At 40.6% G+C, this 19,486-nt stretch carries 19 protein-coding genes and 1 other RNA gene; 5 read left to right on the top strand and 15 right to left on the bottom strand.

The annotated features are described in order from the left end of the window. The first annotated feature begins 66 nt into the window (after nt 1–66). Entirely contained in the window at nt 67–672 is a 606-nt protein-coding gene (locus ACSC9N_RS06455) for a regulatory protein RecX (protein WP_094148181.1), read from the top strand. Between the two features lie 325 nt (nt 673–997). Here ACSC9N_RS06455 and ACSC9N_RS06450 read toward each other — a convergent pair whose 3' ends face one another. Beyond that, nucleotides 998–1,570, bottom strand: coding sequence for a hypothetical protein (locus ACSC9N_RS06450; protein WP_228149533.1), 573 nt, complete (start codon nt 1,568–1,570; stop codon nt 998–1,000). A 450-nt stretch (nt 1,571–2,020) separates the two neighbouring features. Continuing rightward, an RNA gene (ffs, locus tag ACSC9N_RS06445) (signal recognition particle sRNA small type) lies at nt 2,021–2,117 on the bottom strand. A 274-nt stretch (nt 2,118–2,391) separates the two neighbouring features. Here ffs and ACSC9N_RS06440 point away from each other — a divergent pair. Continuing rightward, nucleotides 2,392–3,237: a YbgF trimerization domain-containing protein gene (locus ACSC9N_RS06440; RefSeq protein WP_094148180.1), complete on the top strand. Its 846-nt coding sequence runs from the start codon at nt 2,392–2,394 to the stop codon at nt 3,235–3,237. A 59-nt stretch (nt 3,238–3,296) separates the two neighbouring features. On the opposite strand, the gene lpxA is transcribed toward ACSC9N_RS06440, so the two are convergent. The 12 genes from lpxA to rimO all read right to left on the bottom strand — a co-directional run bounded on the left by lpxA (nt 3,297) and on the right by rimO (nt 15,602). Beyond that, nucleotides 3,297–4,085 carry an acyl-ACP--UDP-N-acetylglucosamine O-acyltransferase gene (gene lpxA / locus ACSC9N_RS06435; RefSeq protein WP_010326982.1) on the bottom strand — a complete coding sequence of 263 codons (789 nt, stop codon included), beginning with the start codon at nt 4,083–4,085 and terminating at the stop codon, nt 3,297–3,299. After that, the gene (fabZ, locus tag ACSC9N_RS06430; protein ID WP_010326983.1) at nt 4,082–4,567 is read right to left on the bottom strand and encodes a 3-hydroxyacyl-ACP dehydratase FabZ; all 486 of its coding nucleotides are present in this window, start codon (nt 4,565–4,567) and stop codon (nt 4,082–4,084) included. The genes lpxA and fabZ overlap by 4 nt, the downstream gene beginning before the upstream one ends. Nucleotides 4,568–4,574: 7 nt before the next feature. Next, nucleotides 4,575–5,642, bottom strand: a complete 1,068-nt coding sequence (lpxD, locus tag ACSC9N_RS06425) for a UDP-3-O-(3-hydroxymyristoyl)glucosamine N-acyltransferase (RefSeq protein WP_094148179.1) — start codon at nt 5,640–5,642, stop codon at nt 4,575–4,577. A gap of 3 nt (nt 5,643–5,645) precedes the next feature. Beyond that, on the bottom strand, nt 5,646–6,140 hold the full coding sequence (locus ACSC9N_RS06420; RefSeq protein WP_094148178.1) for an OmpH family outer membrane protein: 495 nt from the start codon (nt 6,138–6,140) through the stop codon (nt 5,646–5,648). A 33-nt stretch (nt 6,141–6,173) separates the two neighbouring features. Beyond that, nucleotides 6,174–8,663: an outer membrane protein assembly factor BamA gene (gene bamA, locus ACSC9N_RS06415; protein WP_094148177.1), complete on the bottom strand. Its 2,490-nt coding sequence runs from the start codon at nt 8,661–8,663 to the stop codon at nt 6,174–6,176. Between the two features lie 45 nt (nt 8,664–8,708). Beyond that, complete coding sequence (gene rseP / locus ACSC9N_RS06410) at nt 8,709–10,064, bottom strand: RIP metalloprotease RseP (protein ID WP_094148176.1); 1,356 nt, start codon at nt 10,062–10,064, stop codon at nt 8,709–8,711. A gap of 2 nt (nt 10,065–10,066) precedes the next feature. Then, complete coding sequence (gene ispC, locus ACSC9N_RS06405) at nt 10,067–11,263, bottom strand: 1-deoxy-D-xylulose-5-phosphate reductoisomerase (RefSeq protein WP_094148175.1); 1,197 nt, start codon at nt 11,261–11,263, stop codon at nt 10,067–10,069. Beyond that, complete coding sequence (locus tag ACSC9N_RS06400) at nt 11,264–12,088, bottom strand: phosphatidate cytidylyltransferase (protein ID WP_004981939.1); 825 nt, start codon at nt 12,086–12,088, stop codon at nt 11,264–11,266. A 3-nt stretch (nt 12,089–12,091) separates the two neighbouring features. After that, nucleotides 12,092–12,844 (bottom strand): polyprenyl diphosphate synthase, encoded by a 753-nt coding sequence (gene uppS / locus ACSC9N_RS06395; protein WP_094148174.1) that lies wholly within the window; start codon nt 12,842–12,844, stop codon nt 12,092–12,094. 8 nt (nt 12,845–12,852) lie between these two features. Next, nucleotides 12,853–13,407: a ribosome recycling factor gene (gene frr, locus ACSC9N_RS06390; protein WP_004981941.1), complete on the bottom strand. Its 555-nt coding sequence runs from the start codon at nt 13,405–13,407 to the stop codon at nt 12,853–12,855. Nucleotides 13,408–13,486: 79 nt separating this feature from the next. Beyond that, on the bottom strand, nt 13,487–14,215 hold the full coding sequence (gene pyrH / locus ACSC9N_RS06385) for a UMP kinase (protein ID WP_004696558.1): 729 nt from the start codon (nt 14,213–14,215) through the stop codon (nt 13,487–13,489). Between the two features lie 43 nt (nt 14,216–14,258). Next, nucleotides 14,259–15,602: a 30S ribosomal protein S12 methylthiotransferase RimO gene (rimO, locus tag ACSC9N_RS06380; RefSeq protein ID WP_004696556.1), complete on the bottom strand. Its 1,344-nt coding sequence runs from the start codon at nt 15,600–15,602 to the stop codon at nt 14,259–14,261. 351 nt (nt 15,603–15,953) lie between these two features. On the opposite strand from rimO, the gene glnL reads away from it, so the two are divergent. Both glnL and glnG read left to right on the top strand, forming a co-directional pair. Then, nucleotides 15,954–17,063 (top strand): nitrogen regulation protein NR(II), encoded by a 1,110-nt coding sequence (glnL, locus tag ACSC9N_RS06375; protein ID WP_004696555.1) that lies wholly within the window; start codon nt 15,954–15,956, stop codon nt 17,061–17,063. Then, the gene (glnG, locus tag ACSC9N_RS06370) at nt 17,050–18,531 is read left to right on the top strand and encodes a nitrogen regulation protein NR(I) (RefSeq protein ID WP_062033089.1); all 1,482 of its coding nucleotides are present in this window, start codon (nt 17,050–17,052) and stop codon (nt 18,529–18,531) included. The genes glnL and glnG overlap by 14 nt, the downstream gene beginning before the upstream one ends. A 60-nt stretch (nt 18,532–18,591) precedes the next feature. Here the strand turns inward: glnG and ACSC9N_RS06365 are convergent, their stop codons facing one another. Next, nucleotides 18,592–18,918 (bottom strand): hypothetical protein, encoded by a 327-nt coding sequence (locus tag ACSC9N_RS06365; RefSeq protein ID WP_004696551.1) that lies wholly within the window; start codon nt 18,916–18,918, stop codon nt 18,592–18,594. Nucleotides 18,919–18,980: 62 nt separating this feature from the next. On the opposite strand from ACSC9N_RS06365, the gene ACSC9N_RS06360 reads away from it, so the two are divergent. Further along, a complete protein-coding gene (locus ACSC9N_RS06360; protein WP_094148173.1) occupies nt 18,981–19,412 on the top strand; it encodes an HD domain-containing protein in 432 nt (143 codons plus the stop codon). Nucleotides 19,413–19,486: the final 74 nt, after the last annotated feature.

Here is a 19,486-nt window from a genome sequence, read left to right as displayed (position 1 = left end):
TTAGGCTTACACTAAGAAACGCCCTACGGGGCGTTTTGTTTATTCAGATCTATTTCATAGCCGATTATGCCTAATTCAAAATTCCCCAAACTTCTTGACTATGATGCTCTCAAACAACAATTTGGTGAGGATGAATCCCCTCCTACTCAATACGGCCACACGCAGGTAACACAAGAAACTGATGATGCTTTAGATTTTGATGAAGAGAATCAGCCCAAACCCACAGGTTTAACAGGTTCCCGTCTACGCTCTTATGCCTTTGCTGTATTAACACGTAAGGAATATTCAAAAGCAGAATTGATTGAAAAATTGGCTACATGGGCGATGCACCGTGAAGAAGTGATTAAACTGGTTGAAGAGCTTTCAGCACAAAACTATCAGAGTGATCAACGTGTGGCTGAGATCACTTTATCGAGCCAAAAGCGTAAAGGCAAAGGCCCTAATCGCATTAAACTGGCGCTTAAAACTAAAAAAATTGACACTGGTTTAATTTTAGAAGAACTGAAAGAAACAGATTGGGTCGAACAAGCCTATCAACTCAAAGTTAGAAAGTATGGAACTGAGGTCGCAACAGATCCAAAACTAAAAGCCAAACAAATCCGTTTTTTAATGTATCGTGGCTTTGAAATGGACGCGATTATGAAAGCGATTTCTAGAAAAGTGGAAGATTAAACGGCTATTTACCTGCACTAGCCTACACATGATTGATCTATCATCTAGCTATATCAAGAAAACGTAAACAGGCTTATGATCTATTAAATCTTAGATGCTAAAATCTAATTTACTGTAGCTCATAAGCTGACCAAGGGATGCCTAAGTTACCTTTATGTAGTGTCATCTTAAAACCACCATCAACACTCGTATTATAGTATTCACTAGATCTTACTTTGAGACGTCGCACCTCACCATCAAACATTCGAACATCCAAATAATAACTTGGATATCTATTTCTTCTCGTACCGCTCTCACTCTTCTCCTTATTTATGACCTGCACATCTTAAGAACTTAAAATACTGTTATCATTTATGTTATACACAATACCTACCAAACTCACAGAATAAATACCGACAATAGGTAGAGCAAGTGCGATCACCATGATCATTTGCCGCTTCATTTTTTGAGCAAACTTCTTTTTAAATACAACATATAGAGCTGATAGCAAAAAGCTCATACATATCAATGAATAAAATAAAAAAGCTAAATCGTGGTGCTGGATAATATCCCGTAAAAATAAAATATTGCATGCAAGCATAATTAGAAAAGCCAGCATCTCGGTAGAGATTTTAGCCTTTTGCATATAAACAATATAAAAATTACGATGCTTTGGATAACTAAGATATAGATAAACCAATGCCATACCATGAAATAAAAAATCTGACCAATCAAATATAGTAGCTAAAAAGAAAATAATAACCGTCAATGAATCTAAAATTTTTCTAATTCTTAATGCATATTTTAAATATTTTTGTTGCTGTTCACTGGAAATATTTTTTGTATGTTCTTGTATAAAATTTTGTTCTTGCTCTCGCTTATTGACGGCCTCAATATCTTCAAAATGCGCCATAAACATATTACAAATTCTTTTATATGACTCAAAATCTGAACTAATATTGACAACTTGATGATGCTGATCGACCAACAATAGACGACTTCTTTTTTAAAATGTAAGATTTGGTAGCCTTTTATTTCACTATAGAGTACTTTTTTGACTGAAAAAACTTTACGATAGAGAAGATGGTCTTCATTAAAAACAATTTCGGTATTTATACTTTCCAACAACAAATAAAAAATACAGAATAAAACACACAAGCAAGATAGAAAAATACCTACGACAATATAATTTGAGAATCCATTTGAAATAAAATATAGATTTGAGAAATAGATAAAAATAATGGTAATTGCAAAAAATAGAAGAATACTTTTCACTTTCTCAGAGGATTCAATACTTACGACTAGACCTGCATCAATGCCATAGTAATCTTTCATTTTTATTCTTATATATTTATAAATATGGTGGCAACCCTACCAGCAAGCCTTCGGCACATCATATTTCTACTACCGTTGCTACCTTCCGGTCCTGGCGGGGTTCGTAGAGTACAATTGCGAAGTAACCGGCAGGGCTACCATTGCAAGAACAGAGTATAGAGATTTTTCCCTAAGTTGCAAGCCTATAAACGACTTTTCAATAAGTATTTCATTCAATTGACTATTTATAAAACAAAATCAAGAAAAATCGCTCATTTTTTGGTAACGACTAGGCTACATTCATTTACCTAAATATACGACAACAATGTAAAAGGTTATTGCAATTCATAACGTTGCCGTTTTTAATGAGGGAAATGAATTTTGTTTGATGTGTCCCCCATCAAAGCCTTATAACACGGATATTTTATGATGCTAAAGAAGCATAGCCTATGTGCCCTCACCCTACTTTGCACAACGCCTGTTTTCGCCAATATTCCAATTGAATCTCGCGGCTTAAGCCAAGCAACGAACAATAGTGTCAATCCAACCAGCGTCGCAGTAGACACAGGTGCGAGTGCAACAGCAACCAATATTAATTGGCAAATCATGCAAAAGAACCAACAATTAGAAAGTGATTTGCGTAGCTTACGCGGTAAACTTGAAGAGCAAGACAACGAGATCGCTCAACTCAAACATGAGTTGGAAAATCGTTACGCTGACCTAGATCAACGCTTAGAGTTACTTCAGCAAAAAGTAGACCCTGAAGCGAGTACCACAACGGAGGATAACCAACAGGATACTCCTCCCAGTAACACCACAATCACCAACCCCAGCAGTAACACAACCGCAGCCGCAGTAAACAAAGCACCTGTAGTGGTCAGTACACAAAACACATCAGAGCCATCTGAGCTAGAAAAAGCCGCGTATACTGTCGCATTGGATGCCTATAAGCAAGGTGGTGCGAAGAAAGCGATTGCACCCATGCAAAATTTTATTAAAAACAATCCCAACAGTGTTTACATCAGCAATGCATATTTCTGGTTAGCGGAATTTAATTTAGCGATTGAACCTACCAACTATGCAGAAGCGAAAAAGAACTACGGGATTGTGGCAAACCAATACCCAAACTCTTCGCGCGCACCTCGAGCCGTCTATCAACTCTATAATATTACCAAAGAAGTGGATAAAAACTCGACTCAGGCCAACCAATACAAAGCCAAACTTCTTAAGCAATATCCCAAGTCTGAAGAAGCCTCTTTCTTTAAAAAATAATTTTCCTACAGATATAAAAAAAGACACGCGAAGTGTCTTTTTTTATCTTTGGATTAAACTTAACGCACAATGCCACGCTCTGACTGTTCTAAGGAGTCAATGAGCAATTGTACCTCAGCGACTTCAGGCAAAATTTCTGCACGGATACGTTCTAAAGCCTGCTCTGTCGTCAAACCTTCTTTATAGATCAGTTTAAATGCTGTACGTAAACCTTGAATCACATTTTTAGACCAACCTTTACGACGCATACCTTCAACATTCATCGCAAAAGCATGTGCAGGATTACCAGAAACCATCACATAAGCAGGTACATCTTTCACAATCAATGATGCACCACCAATCATGCTATAAGAATCAATCTTACAGAATTGGTGTATACCCGAGTTACCGCCGACAATCACATAGTCACCTACGTGAACATGGCCAGCCACGCCGACGTTGTTTGCAAAAATATTATGATCACCGACCACACAGTCGTGCGCAATATGCGTATTTACCATCAATAAATTATGGCTACCAATCTTGGTTATACCGTGATCCTGAACCGTGCCACGGTGTAAACTACAATGTTCACGAATTTTATTATGGTCACCAATTTCTAACCAGGTTTCTTCACCTGCATATTTTAGATCTTGGCAGACCTCTCCCACGCTTGCGAATTGGAAAATTTCATTGTGTTCTCCAATACGCGTATAACCACCGACCACTACGTGCGAATGTAACTGCGTACCTGCACCAATAGTGACATTTGGACCAATAATACAATACGGTCCAATCTTTGCATCTGCTGCAATCACGGCAGATGCATCGATGATTGCTGTTGGGTGAATAAATTCGTTATTGCTCATGATTGCTCTATTTTCTGATGCGAAACCATAATTTCCGCAGATGCTGCTACTACACCGTCAACGGTGGCAATACAATTATATTTGTAAATACCACGTTTCTGCATAACCAATTCTGATTTTAACACCAATTGGTCACCTGCAACGACTTGCTTTTTAAAGCGAACTTTCTCTGCCCCTGCGAACAAGAACAAAGAACCTTCACTTGGTTTCTCATTGTTCATGATGAAACCAAGAATACCTGAAACTTGCGCTAATGCTTCGACAATCAAAACACCAGGCATAATTGGATAATTAGGGAAATGGCCTTGAAGAAATTCTTCATTAATAGACACATTTTTATACGCCACAATTCCATTTTCAGTCACATCAACAACACGATCGACCAATAAAAAAGGATAGCGGTGTGGTAAGTACTCACGAATAGTTTGAATCGTCATTGGCAATTCAGGTTTCGTGAAACTAGTAGAATTCGACTCAGTCATCATATTTCTATTTACGCAATTTAATTGTTGATTCAAGGGACTCAATTTGAGCCTGCATATGATCAAGTTTTTTTACCAATTGGGTCAATGGCACATCTGCTAATTGTCTTAAACGAACAACGGTGCGTTTCCACTTTTGATTTTCAAACAGTCCAATTCCTGAAGAATATGTTCCAGCCACAGAAATATTATTTGTGACCATTGACATTCCAGTTAAAGTGACATTATCAACAATATTTAGGTGCCCTGCAATTGCAGACCCACCACCTACGATGCAATTTTTGCCAATAGTTGTACTACCCGCAATTGCCGTATTGGCAGCAAAAGCTGAATTGGCACCAATTTTAGCGTTATGGGCGATTTGCACAAGGTTATCAATAATGACACCATCTTCCAAAATTGTGTCATCCAATGCACCGCGATCAATACTACAATTTGAACCAATCCGTACATCATTTCCAATGATGACTGAACCCAATTGAGCAATTCGATGCCATTTCCCTTGATAAGGGGCAAAACCAAAACCCTCACTACCAATCACAGTATTGGCATGAATACGGACACGATCACCAATTTTGCATGACATCAAATTTACATGCGATTCAATTAAACCACCGCGGCCAATTTCAACCCCATCATGTATGCTGACATGTGAATGGATAATCGTGTCATCGCCAACAACGCAATTTTCACCGATGACCACATAATGACCAATATAAGCAGTATCTGAGATGATTGCTGATGGATGTATCTGTGCAGTGCTTTCTATACCCTGCTCAGTGTGTTTAACCTCAAAAGCATGGGTTAAAATGGCAAAGGCTAAATAAGGATTGGCAACAACAATAAAGTTTTGATGTTCAACCAAGTGATCCTTCAGATCAGCTGTAACAATAAATGCTCCAGCTTTAGACTGCTGTGCTTGCTCTAAGTACTTTTCACCATTTACAAATGCAAGATGTCTAGATTCTGCTGAATCTAGACTTGCTAATCCCTTAAGGATTAAATCAGCTTGACCTACACACTCACCTTGGACTAAACGAGCAAGATCTTCTAAGCGATACTGTTGAGGATTCATTGATTACTTAATTGCGTTAACCTTTTGAATCATTTTATCAGTTAAATCATACTTAGCGTCATAGGCAAGTGCTGAGTTTTTATTCAAAACAACATCTAATTGATTTTCTTTACGCAATTGTTCAGCAACTTGCTTCACTCGACCATCAAATACACTACGTACTTGCTGAATAGAGCTTTGCACACTGCTTTGCATGGTTTGCTGCAAAGTATTGAACTCGTTCATTTTGGTTTGATACTGAGTCACCATTTTTTGCTTATCCGTAGCGCTCAGCTTATCACCTGTTTGTAAACGCTGTTGTAAGTCTTGAAGCTCTTTACTAAGTTGATCAAGCTTCGTACTCTGCGGTTGAATTTTCTGTTGAAAACTCGAATTTTGCTGTTTTAAATAGATGCTATTTTCAACAACACGCTCAAGATCCACAACACCATAGCCAGCAGCATTCACCACTGTAGAGGTTAGCGCTGTAAGTGTTAAAGCTGTAAGAAGTTTTTTCATATTTATATCTTTCATGGAGAGAAAAGATCGACTTTAGAAGGTACGACCGATTTCAAATTGAATGTTCTTTGTTTCGTCGCCTTCTTTATCATTCAATGGATATGCATAGCTGAGAGACAATGGACCAATCATGGTAATCCAAGTAAAGCCAACGCCCACGCTATAACGCATGTTATCAACATCGAAACCGAAGTTGTCTTTACAATATTGCTTAGAGTCTACATCGGCACCATTCACATAAATGGTTGAACTCGATACATTACATTGAGTATCAAAAACTTGTGCACCTTCAGCAAACAGCACTGGACGGACTTGACGTGTCCAATCCCCTTTAAATGGTAAAGGCAAAGCCAATTCTGTACCAAATTGAATCAGCGCATTACCACCGACTTCTTCAGGGTCATAATCAACATCATCAGATTCACTGTACGTTACACCTGGATACTTTGGACCTAATGTGCTGTTGTCATAACCACGGACTGAACCAAAACCACCTGCATAGAAGTTTTTATAGAATGGTAAGTCATTACCATAGCCTAACTTACCATAACCGCGAAGTACGAAGTCTTTGCCTAATGGGAAGTACGCCTGAGCATCATAAGTCAGTTTTTGATATTCAACATCACTACCTGGTAAGGCAATTTCACCATTTACACGATGCGACATACCAGATGTAGGGAATACTGGACGGTTTAAGGTGTTATATGACCAACCTAAGTTTAAGTTATACGTTAAGAAATCACCCTTAAACTCGTTATCAAATGATTCTGTTGCAGAACACTCACTAGTTGTCTCATCCCAATTCGCATCTGGACAATATGACCCTTTACTACCCGTTGCCTTTCCACCATTTGCCAATAAATAATCACGTACATAGGTCGATACATACGGACCTGTAGTCACTTCAGTTTGGTCAATGTTTAAACCTGCACTGATGCTTTGGTTTTCATCAATTGGATAACCGAAATTGATACCACCACCAAAACTATCCGTCACATAGTTGTTGACGTTATAGTCTTCATCCAACTTGGTTTTACGGTAGTACATGTTATAACCACGACGTACACCATCAATCGTAAAGTACGGATCGGTCACACTTAGGTTGTAGTAATCTTGTGTTTCTGAGCGTGATAAATCAATAGCAACAGAGTTACCTGTACCCATGAAATTAGTTTGACTTAGACCCGCTTGGAAGGTTATACCGCCGCTTTGCGAGAAACCAACTGCTAAAGTACTGGTACCTGAGTGCTGTTCTTCAACATTAATATTTAAATCAACTTGGTCGGCTGTGTTCGGAACACGTGCAGGCTTGATATCTACAGTCTTAAAGAAGCCTGTACGCTCTAAACGAACTTTAGATAAATCAATTTTCTCATTACTTGCAAGTGCACCCTCCATTTGGCGCATTTCACGACGTAATACTTCATCCGCAGTTTTCGTGTTGCCGGTAAAGTTAATACGACGCACAGTTACTTGCTGACCTGGATTCACATAATAATTTAAATCCACCAGATGAGTTTCTTTATCGATCTGAGGTACGACGTTCACTTCTGCATAGTAATAACCTGCATTACCGTATTTACGTAGAAGCAACTGTTTAACCGCATTCACTTTTTCTTGCGAATAGATATCGCCATCTTTATATATTTGTAAAGCTTTCAGCTCTGCTGGGGTGTATAAAGCATCGCCCAAAAATTTGGTTTCGCCAAATTTAAACTGTTCGCCTTCATCCACTGAAACTTCAACAAAAATATTCTTTTTATCTTCACTTAAATTTAAGCTTGAGTGATTGATATTAAAGTTGATATAGCCTTTGTTTAAATAAAGTGCACGTAAAGACTCTAAACTTGCAGCCATCTTTTCACGTGCATAACGGTCATTACGTGAAATAATGGACGTCCAACCACTCTCTTTTACTGCAAACGCTTGTTCAATTTCGCTTTCTTTAAATACGGTATTACCAATAATATTGATATCTACAACTTTTGCAGCCTTACCTTCAACAAACTCGATAGTGAGGTCTACACGGTTATTCGGCTTCGCTGTTGTCACAACTTTTACATCAGCATCATAACGACCTTGCTGCATGTACTGTTGTTCAAGCTCAGACTCAACCGTCTGTAGCGCTGATTTTTTCAGCACTTCACCTTCGGTAATCCCCATCTTCTTCAAGCCTTCTTCCAAGGCCTCTTTAGGAATGAGTTTATTACCTTTAAATTCAACTTTAGAAATCAGTGGGCGTTCGACAACTTTGAAAACCAGCGTATCACCCTGCTTTTCTGTTTTAATGTCATCAAACAAACCTGTTGCATATAAACTACGAATGGCATTGGCAAGTGCTGCATCGCTCACACGATCCCCACTATTCAACGGAATCATTCCATAGACATTTGCTGGCGTTAAACGAACAAGTCCATCAACCTTAATATCACGTACTATATAATCTTCTGCTGCATATACTTGTTGTACTGTTGCCATAGCACTGATGAGCGCCAAAGGCATAAATAAATGTGTGTGCTGCATGCCAGTTTTTTCCGATGTAAAATTTAATTCCGTATCTACGCTTTTTTACAAACGCATAAAATCATTGAATAGTGCCAAAAGCATCATACTTCCGAGCAATACCATACCAATTTTTAAACCAACCAATTGTATTTGTTCAGAAACAGGTTTACCACGTATTAGTTCTATAAAATAATAGACCAAATGTCCACCATCAAGCATAGGAATAGGCAATAAATTTAATATCCCTAAACTTACACTCATCAATGCCATAAATGAGATAAAAGTTTGCCAACCCATTTCCGCACTTTGTCCTGCGACTTTGGCAATCGTGATCGGTCCTGATAGGTTGTCTAGACCAATCAAACCGCGCACCATTTTTACAATCGAGTTCAAAATCATACTCGACAGTTGACCGGTTTTATCTACCGCCATCATGAAGGCTTCGGCAGGATTATATTGTATCGTTTGTTTATATTCTGTAGGAATACTGATTTTCCCAGGGTCACTTTGTACACCTAAGACACCAGAAACCTTGCCCATATTGTCGCGTTTACCTTGTGGCATCACTTCAACTTGTACCAATTGATTTTGGCGAAGCACATCAATTTTTAACAATTTCTCAGGTGAAGCTTGAACCACTTGAACCACATCAAACCAATCATTCATCTTAATGCCATCAATCGCGACAATTTTGTCACCTTGTTGCATACCCTGACGAATGGCTGCACCATCTTCGCTCAACTTAGTCACGACCGCAGGAATTTTAGGTCGATAAGGCGTAAAACCCAGAACATCAAGCGGAGACTGTGTTTGATCTTTCAAGAAGTTTTGAATAGGCAAACTAAATGTCTTAACTTGTCCCGCACGTTCGGCCTGAATTTGGATTGATCCCGTTTCACCTACACGATCAACCAAGGCAAAATTCAACTTTTCCCAAGTGGGTGTCGTTAAGCCATCAACAGCGGTAATTTTATCGCCCACTTGCATTTGAACTTGTGCTGCAGGTGTATTAGGTAGCACTTTACCCACACGTGTATTCAACTGCTCTTGTGCAGGCAAAAACAAAATCCAAAACAGAAAGATTGCAAATACCAAGTTAATCAATGGGCCGGCTGCAACAATTGCGATACGCTTCCAAGGTGACTGACGATTAAATGCTTTGGGCGCATCCTCTTCAGCAACATCACCTTCACGCTCATCCAGCATTTTGACATAACCACCCAAGGGCAATGCCGAAAGCTGATATTGAATACCTGACTTTTTAGAAGTCCACTTTAAAACCGTTGGCCCAAAACCAATGGAATAAACTAAAACTTTTACGCCCAATTTACGCGCAACAAAATAGTGCCCAAACTCATGTATTGCAATAAGTGGGCCTAAAAGCAAAATTGCCGCAACAATCATAAACAAGGCGCTCATGCTTAAATTCCTATATTCACCACATATTGCTGAGCAACATGACGTGCGTTTTGATCGGCTTCTAAAATAACATCAAGTTGTGTTGCTGCTTGATGTGGGATGGTATTCAAAGTGTGTTCAACAATAGCAGGAATACCCATAAACCCCACCTGTTGATTTAAAAATGCAGCAACCGCAATTTCATTGGCTGCATTTAAAATCGCTGGGGCTGTGCCCCCAGTTTTCATCGCTTGACGTGCCAAGCTTAATGCAGGGAATCGATGCGTATCTGGCGCTTGAAAATCCAACTGATGATTTTTAAATAAATCTAAAGCTGGAACATGGGTTTGAATACGCTCAGGCCATGCCAACGCATGTGCAATCGGCGTACACATATCAGGATTTCCCATTTGCGCCAATGTTGAACCATCCACATATTGCACCATGGAATGAATAATACTCTGCGGATGCACAACTACTGTAACAAAATGTTCTTCGATTGAAAAAAGATGACAAGCTTCAATTAGCTCTAACCCTTTGTTCATGAGGGTCGCCGAATCAACCGAAATTTTCTGCCCCATGGACCAATTCGGGTGTTTGCACGCCTGTGCAGGCGTTACATTGTGTAATTCATCTAAACTATGTTTTAGAAATGGCCCGCCGGATGCAGTCAGAAGGATACCAGACACTCCAAGTTTCGGCTTTCCGTGACGCTCAGCTTGTAAATAGGTCTGGGGCAAGCATTGAAAGATTGCATTATGTTCAGAATCTACAGGAAGTAAAAGAGCCTGATGGTCATGAGCAGCTTGCATCATGATGTCACCCGACATCACCAGCGCTTCTTTATTTGCCAAAAGGACACGCTTTCCTGCTTTTACCGCTGCTAGCGTCGGCATTAAACCTGCCGCACCAACAATCGCCGCCATTACCACATCCACTTCTGGATGTTCAGCAACTGCGATGAGGCCTGCCTCATCCGCCAAAATTTCAATGTTTTGTAAATTAGCTGCGACTAGAAGCTGGCGCAGTTCATCTACTTTGGCTTGAGGTACAACTGCAATTTCAGGTTGAAACTGCTGACAAATATCGACAAGTTCTTGCATCCGACTATGTGCCGTAACAGCAAACACAGTGTAGTGTTCAGCATGTTGTTGCAATATTTTTAAGGTGCTCTGCCCAATCGAACCGGTAACACCCAAAATACAAACAGATTGAGACATTTACAAATCTACGCCAATAAGTTTTAACACATATACACCCGCAGCAAAGATAGGTGCCGCAGCCAGTAGCGAGTCAATACGATCCAATACCCCACCATGCCCTGGCAAAATACGACCTGAGTCTTTAATTCCAGCACGACGTTTAATCATAGACTCAAACAAATCACCGAGCACCGAGCTAAATACAGTCACTACAGATAAAATAAGAAATAATAAATGCTGTGCGTACGTTAGGTCTAAATAGAGGATTTCAACAGCGACCACAATGATCATGGCCGTAATCACACCACCATAGAGACCTTCCAACGATTTATTTGGACTCACTTCAGGTGCAAGTTTACGCTTACCCAGTTTACGCCCAACAAAGTATGCCCCGCTGTCAGCACCCCATACCAATAAAAACAGGTACATCAGCCACCATGGAGACATCTTCCAGAGTGCAAAAATAGCAGTCACAGCCGAAGATATCAGAACAATCCCAACCACTTTAAGGGTTGAATTATACCAAGCATCATAATTTGGATAGGATTTAACCCAATACAGACTGAGCAACCAGCATAGAATAGAGGCAGCCCAAAGTAGAAGTGCAATATCATTAAAGTATAAGGCAAGTGTAGCAAGGCCAGCACTTAGTAAACCAAAACCCCATGCTAGAGGTTTATTAACATTTTTTGTTGTACGGGGCATGAGTTTAAACCACTCATAGCCTGCAACCCCTGCCGCAATAATCATCAGCACAAACATTGGATAGTGTGACTGGGTTGCAAACATACAACTCAGTACAACGGCCACCAAAACCAATGCGGTTATAATCCGCTCTAACATTTATTAGTTCTCAATTTTATCTTGTAGAATTTGTTCCGTCGTTTTTCCGAAACGACGTTCACGCCCACCAAATACAGCCAAGGCGTCATCAAACTCTTCTACACTAAACTCTGGCCAAAGAGTCGGAGTGAAGTAAAGCTCTGCATAAGCTGCTTGCCACAACATAAAGTTCGATAAACGAAAATCCCCACCTGTACGAATCAATAGATCTACAGCGGGTAAATCACTCAAACTTACGTATTGGCCAAAAACATGTTCATCAATTTGCTCAGGATCTAACGCGTGAGATTGAACAGCAAGTGCAATCTGCTTAGCCGCATTCGCCATATCCCACATCCCACCGTAACTAATTGCGATGGTCAAAGTCATCTTGTCGAAATTAGCAGTGTCTTGTTCGGCATGCAACATTAAGTCACGCAATTGCGGAGATAATTTATAACGATCACCAATAAAACGTAAGGACATTTGATATTGATGCATACGAGGCAGCTGTTCATGAATCGTGTCTTCCAACAGTTTCATGAGCAAATCAACTTCAGCTTGAGGGCGCTTCCAATTTTCACTCGAAAAAGCAAAAACGGTTAATGCTTGAATATTTCTTTTTCGACAATGCTCTACAATCGGGTCAAGGACATTTTTTCCTTCACGGTGACCATCGCCCTTTTGCATTGCATTTTTTTTGGCAAAACGATTGTTGCCATCCATGATGATGGCAACATGTTTTGGAAGAGTAAGCTTATCTTCTGAATCGGTCATTATACAAGTTAGACCTTCAACAACTCAGCTTCTTTATTCGCAAGACGTTTGTCGATTTCAGCAACAAACTTATCTGTGATTTTTTGAATATCATCAGATGCACGACGCTCATCATCTTCAGAAATTTCTTTTTCTTTCAACAATGCTTTGATGTCGCCCAGTACATCACGGCGAATATTACGTACTGCAACTTTTGCATTTTCAGCTTCGTTACGCGCAACTTTTTGCATGTCACGACGTGTTTCTTCCGTCAATGCAGCCATTGGAACACGAATCGCATCAGCTGTAATTGGGTTTAAGCCCAAATCTGATTCACGGATGGCTTTATCAATTGCTGCAACCATCGTGCGCTCAAATGGCTGAATCAACAATGTACGCGAGTCTTCAACACCCACGTTTGCCACTTGGTTTAATGGCACATCTGAGCCATAGTAAGGAACCATTACCCCGTTTAAGATAGATGGATGCGCACGTCCTGTACGAACCTTGGCAAAACCGTGTTCTAACGAGTCAAGTGACTTGTTCATACGGTCTTCTGCGTCTTTTTTAAGATCGTTAATCATGTGATCTTCCTTACTTAATTCGAAAAGATATAAATTCTAAAATAGCGTGTAGTATAAAGAGCTTTCGAGGTCACGTACATTAGTTCGTTACGTGAGTACCCTCTTTTTCGCCCATAACCACTGAAAGCAATGAACCAGCTTTGTTCATGTCAAAGACTTGAAGCGGCACATTGTGGTCACGACACAAGCAAATCGCGGTTAAATCCATCACACCCAATTTCTCATCTAACACTTGGTCAAAAGTTAAGGTGTCATATTTAACGGCATCATCGTATTTGCTTGGGTCTTTGTTGTAGACACCATCAACTTTCGTTGCTTTTAGGATCAGGTTGGCTTCAATCTCGATACCACGTAAGCATGCTGCTGTATCTGTGGTAAAGAACGGGTTACCTGTACCTGCGACAAACACACAAACTTCACCTTGTGTTAGGTGACGAATCGCATCACGACTTGAGTATGATTCAACCACAGCACCAATTGGCAATGCTGACATCAAACGGGTTTTGATATTACGACGTACCAAAGCATCACGTAATGCCAAACCATTCATCACGGTTGCAAGCATACCCATTTGATCACCCGTTACACGACCAACCAAACCATCTTTTTGTAATTGACTACCGCGATATAAATTACCACCACCCACAACAATCCCGACTTGCACACCCAAACCCACCAAGTGCGCAATTGCCAAAGACATTTGATCAAGTACTTGAGCATCAATACCCATATCTTTATTTCCAGCCAATGCTTCGCCAGAAAGTTTCAGTAAGATGCGTTCAAAACGTGGTTTTTTAGAATCCAACATCGCAATAACTCCAATATCTAAATTTTAAAATTTTATTTGTGTCTTAATTCGATTTAATCGAAATCAATTGTGCATACAGATCATATTCATCTGCATCGGTAATTTCGACTTCTAACAAATCGCCTGATTTAATCTGGCTTTTATCAATATCTTCCACAAAGACATTGCCATCAATTTCAGGAGCATCTGCGTATGAACGTGCAATCGCAACTGGAAATTCTTCATCCAGCTCATCGACCAGCACCGTCATTTTCTGACCAACACGCTTTTGAAGTTTTGCAGCAGAAATCGCCTGTTGCACTTCCATAAAGCGTTCATAACGCTGTTGCTTAATCTCTTCTGGCACGTGATCTGGCAAGTCGTTTGCTGTTGCACCTTCAACAGGTGAATAGGTGAAGCAGCCTACGCGATCAAGTTGTGCTTCTTTCAACCACTCAAGTAAGATTTCAAAATCTTCTTCAGTTTCGCCAGGGAAACCCACAACGAAGGTTGAACGAATTACTAAGTCAGGACATTTTTCACGCCACAGCTTTAAACGCTCAAGTGTATTTTCACTATGCGCAGGTCGTTTCATCAGTTTTAGAACTTTTGGACTTGCATGTTGGAATGGAATATCCAAATAAGGCAAAATTTTGCCTTGTGCCATCAAGTCAATCACTGCATCCACATGTGGATATGGATAGACATAGTGCAAACGTACCCAAATACCGAGTTGACCTAAGGCCTCACACATGTCATAGAACTTTGTCTTAACAGGTTGACCATTCCAAAAGTCTAATTTGTATTTGGTATCGAGGCCGTAAGCAGAAGTATCTTGGGAGATAACGAGTACTTCTTTTACACCGGCACGTTTAAGCGCAGCCGCTTCTTCTAAAACAGAACCGACTGGGCGAGACACTAAGTCACCACGCATACTTGGAATAATGCAGAAGGTACAACGATGGTTGCACCCTTCTGAGATTTTTAAGTACGCATAATGCTTCGGCGTTAAACGAATCCCTTGTTCTGGAACAAGGTCAATAAATGGGTTGTGTTTTGGTGGCTCAGGCACGTATTGGTGCACGGCTTCCATCACTTCTTGATATGCAGCCGCCCCTGTCACTTTTAAGACATTTGGGTGCATTTGGCGAATTTTGTCTTCGTCTTTACCTAGGCAGCCCGTAACAATTACACGACCGTTCGCACTCATGGCTTCGCCAATGGCATCTAAAGACTCTTGCACTGCAGATTCAATAAAACCACAGGTATTTACAACAACTAAATCCGCACCATCATAATCTGATGCTACATCATAACCTTCAGTCTTCAACTGAGTTAAAATTCGTTCGGAATCAACCAATGCCTTAGGACAACCTAAAGAAACAAAACCGACTTTGGGGGATTTCATGAATCTGCGCTCCACTAGAATGCGCGTATTGTATGTCTTTTCTGTTTATAAAAACAGATCGATTCCACACTCTTTGTTTAATGCACCAAAATAAAACCAACACTGTAGTAGAATCAACGTAACGCACCATTTTAAGTCACTTTCAGTTTACTTGATTTTTAGAATCCGCTATATCTTTAGCTAATCGTTCATTTACAGCGCATTCCGCAAAAAAAGTGTGCTCATTTCACTATACAAAATCAAAGTTGGCGTGCATTTTGCTTTATTTGCATCAATTCAGTCCGCTATTTGGAACGATTAATGCTTTATCAAGATGCCATTGCGCTATTTTAATACAGGATACATTCGCTAATGGATCACCCTATTTCTATCGACTATCGCCTTTTAGTGGACAATTTGACCACTGCGATTTTATTGGTCGACAGTAAATTAAATATTTTTTACTTAAATTCCTCTTGCGAAGCATTATTTGATATCAGTCTTTTACGTGCCTCTGGCCAACCAGCGCTTAATTTACTCCATGCACCCAATGATGAGTTCAATACAGAAGAAGCTCTTCTCAATACTTTAAACTCGGGACAACACTACACCCGCCGTGAAGCCATCATTAAGGTCAACTTTAAAGATATTCATGTTGACTATACCGTGTCACAGCTAAATTCAAATAAACCCTACCATCCTTTGCTTTTAATTGAGATCAATCCGATTGATCGGATGCTCAAAATTTCCAAGGAAGAAAACTTCTTACAACAACATCAGGTTGCACGCCAACTGATTCGTGGTGTTGCACATGAAATTAAAAATCCGTTGGGCGGAATTCGCGGCGCTACACAACTGTTAGCGCGTAGCCTCAATGATCCGCAATATAGCGAGTTCACCGACATTATTATCAGTGAAGTCGATCGCTTACGTAATTTAGCAGACACCATGCTTGGTTCTCGTCAGCTCCCAAGTTATGAGTTGGTCAATGTACATGAACCTTTAGAGCGTGTCCGCTCACTCATTACCAATCAAACCAAAAAGAAAATTAAGATCACCCGTGATTATGATTTGTCGTTACCTGAAGTGATGGCTGATCGTGATCAACTGATCCAAGTCATGTTGAACATTAGCGTTAATGCAGTGCAAGCCATGACTGAAAATAAAGAGTTCTTTGTCGACCATCAACCTGAGCTAATGTTACGTACCCGTATTCAACGTTTAGTGACCATTAATGGTGTCCTGCAACGCTCCGTAGTGCGGATTGATATCGAAGACAATGGTCCAGGCGTTCCAGAAGAAATTTTAGAATCTGTGTTTTACCCGCTGGTCACGGGTCGTGCTAAAGGCACAGGACTAGGTTTAAGTATTGCGCAAAATATTATGCATCAACATAACGGAATGATTGAATGCCAATCTGTTCCCGGAAAAACAACTTTTAGCTTATATATACCTTGGGAGTTAAACCATGTCGCGAAATAAAATATGGGTAATTGATGACGATCGCGCCATGCGCTGGGTGCTGGAAAAAACATTCAAAGAAGAAGGTTTCGACGTCACAAGTTTTGAAGAAGCTCAATCTGCTTTAGACCAGCTCAGTTTAGATGCACCCGATGTAATTTTGACTGATATTCGTATGCCCGGCATTGATGGCTTAACTTTCTTAGCAAAAGTTAAAGCTAACTATCCTGACCTACCTGTCATTATTATGACGGCCCACTCCGACTTAGAGTCTGCTGTTTCAAGTTATCAAACAGGCGCATTTGAGTATTTACCCAAGCCTTTTGACATTGATGAAGCCTTAGCTTTAGTGAATCGTGCGATTTTGCACATTACCAAAATGCAGCAGCAAGAATCGGCAAAAACTGTACCACCGATTCAATCAACCGAAATCATTGGCGAGTCTCCTGCTATGCAGGAAGTCTTCCGCGCAATTGGTCGTTTGTCTCAATCGCACATTACAGTGCTGATTAATGGTGAATCTGGCACAGGTAAAGAGTTGGTTGCGCATGCTTTACACCGCCACTCACCACGGAGCAGTAAACCTTTTATTGCGCTCAACATGGCCGCGATTCCCAAAGACCTAATTGAAACAGAGCTTTTTGGTCATGAGAAAGGTGCCTTTACAGGGGCAAATACCCAACGCCAAGGTCGCTTTGAACAAGCCAATGGCGGAACACTGTTTTTAGATGAAATTGGCGATATGCCTTTCGAAACGCAAACACGTTTACTGCGTGTGCTGGCTGATGGCGAGTTCTATCGCGTCGGTGGGCATATCCCGGTAAAAGTGGATGTACGTATTGTCGCGGCAACGCACCAAGACTTAGAAAAATTGGTACATGATGGTCGCTTCCGTGAAGACTTATATCACCGTCTGAACGTGATTCGCATTCACATTCCAAAACTGGCGCATCGTAGCGAAGACATCCCAATGTTAGCGCAACACTTCTTGGCACGTGCAGGCAAAGAATTAGGCGTCAGCCCTAAAATCCTTCGCCCTGAAACGCAAGAATATATGCAACAGTTGCCTTGGCAAGGCAACGTACGTCAGCTCGAGAACACCTGCCGCTGGTTAACGGTCATGATTACAGGACGTGAAGTTTACCCTGAAGACCTACCGTCAGAGCTGAAGCAAATTCCAATTACCCGCTCAGGTGAAGATGCGCAAGCCGCGCAAAACTTAGATCGGATTGCAGTCCACCATTGGGATGAGTTGTTGGGTCAATGGGCTGTGCAGAAACTAAAAAATGGCGAGATGAAAATTCTCGATATCGCCACCCCAATGTTCGAACGTACATTGATCATTGCTGCGCTGCAACAAACCCGTGGCCGTAAACGGCATGCGGCTGAGTTACTCGGTTGGGGGCGCAACACCCTTACACGTAAACTCAAAGAACTAGGTATGGATACAGCGGATGATGAAAGTGAAGAAGAAGTTTTAGAAAACTAAAAGCAGATTCTACGTGATAGCCAACTCAAATTAAAAGCGCCGCAATGGCGCTTTTATTTATTAAGCCGTAAAACCCAAATAACGTGAATAGCCTTCAACACCAAGTGGTGCTTTTAACATGATAAATTTTGGGTAACTGGCTTGGGTTAACTCTTCAAACATAATCACTTGATCATCATGCGCATGGAGATCATCAACACTGCGCTGCATGGTCGCTTCAAATTCATCTGTGATATATTCGAAACCAATGTCCATTGCAATAAATAAGGTATGTTCACAAGGCTGAACGTATTGTTCCTGAGACCAATCAATTACCTGTTGTTGGCAGTGTGGGCACGCTACAGGATCTGTCGCTTCACAGTCTAGTGGGATCAATTGATAAGTCATAATTTAGCTTTTAAACAAAGATGCTGCGAAGTTTAGCATAGGATAAAGTGCCTAGAATAATCATGTCGACTTTAGAAAAAGCCATTGCACTGGCTGCAACCCAACATGCGGGGCAACTCGATAAGGGCGGACAACCTTACATCTTGCATCCATTACGCCTCATGTTGCAATTTTCCAATCCTACCCTACAAATCATTGCGGTGTTGCATGACATTTTGGAAGACACCGCAACGACTGCTGAAGACTTAGAAGCGCTTGGCTTTAGTGCCGAGATCATTAAATCCATACAAGCACTGACCAAACAAACAGGTGAATCACGTTTGGAAGCAGCTAAGCGCACTACATTAAACCCTCTTGCAACCCAAGTAAAATATGTCGATGTACTCGATAATATGAACCTTTCGCGCATAAACAACCCAACAGCACGCGACTTTGCACGACTTGAAGAATATAAAGAGGTGCTTGAAATACTCAAACAAGCGAAAACTCAGTGAAACCCTTAAAATAACTGAGTATTTTCAATTAAATCTCTACAATTTCAAAATTGACAAACTGCAACGATCACTTT

The organism is Acinetobacter sp. PC34 (assembly GCF_051789135.1).
GTDB classification, from domain to species: domain Bacteria; phylum Pseudomonadota; class Gammaproteobacteria; order Pseudomonadales; family Moraxellaceae; genus Acinetobacter; species Acinetobacter johnsonii.
This window is presented reverse-complemented; position numbering and strand designations above follow the sequence as displayed.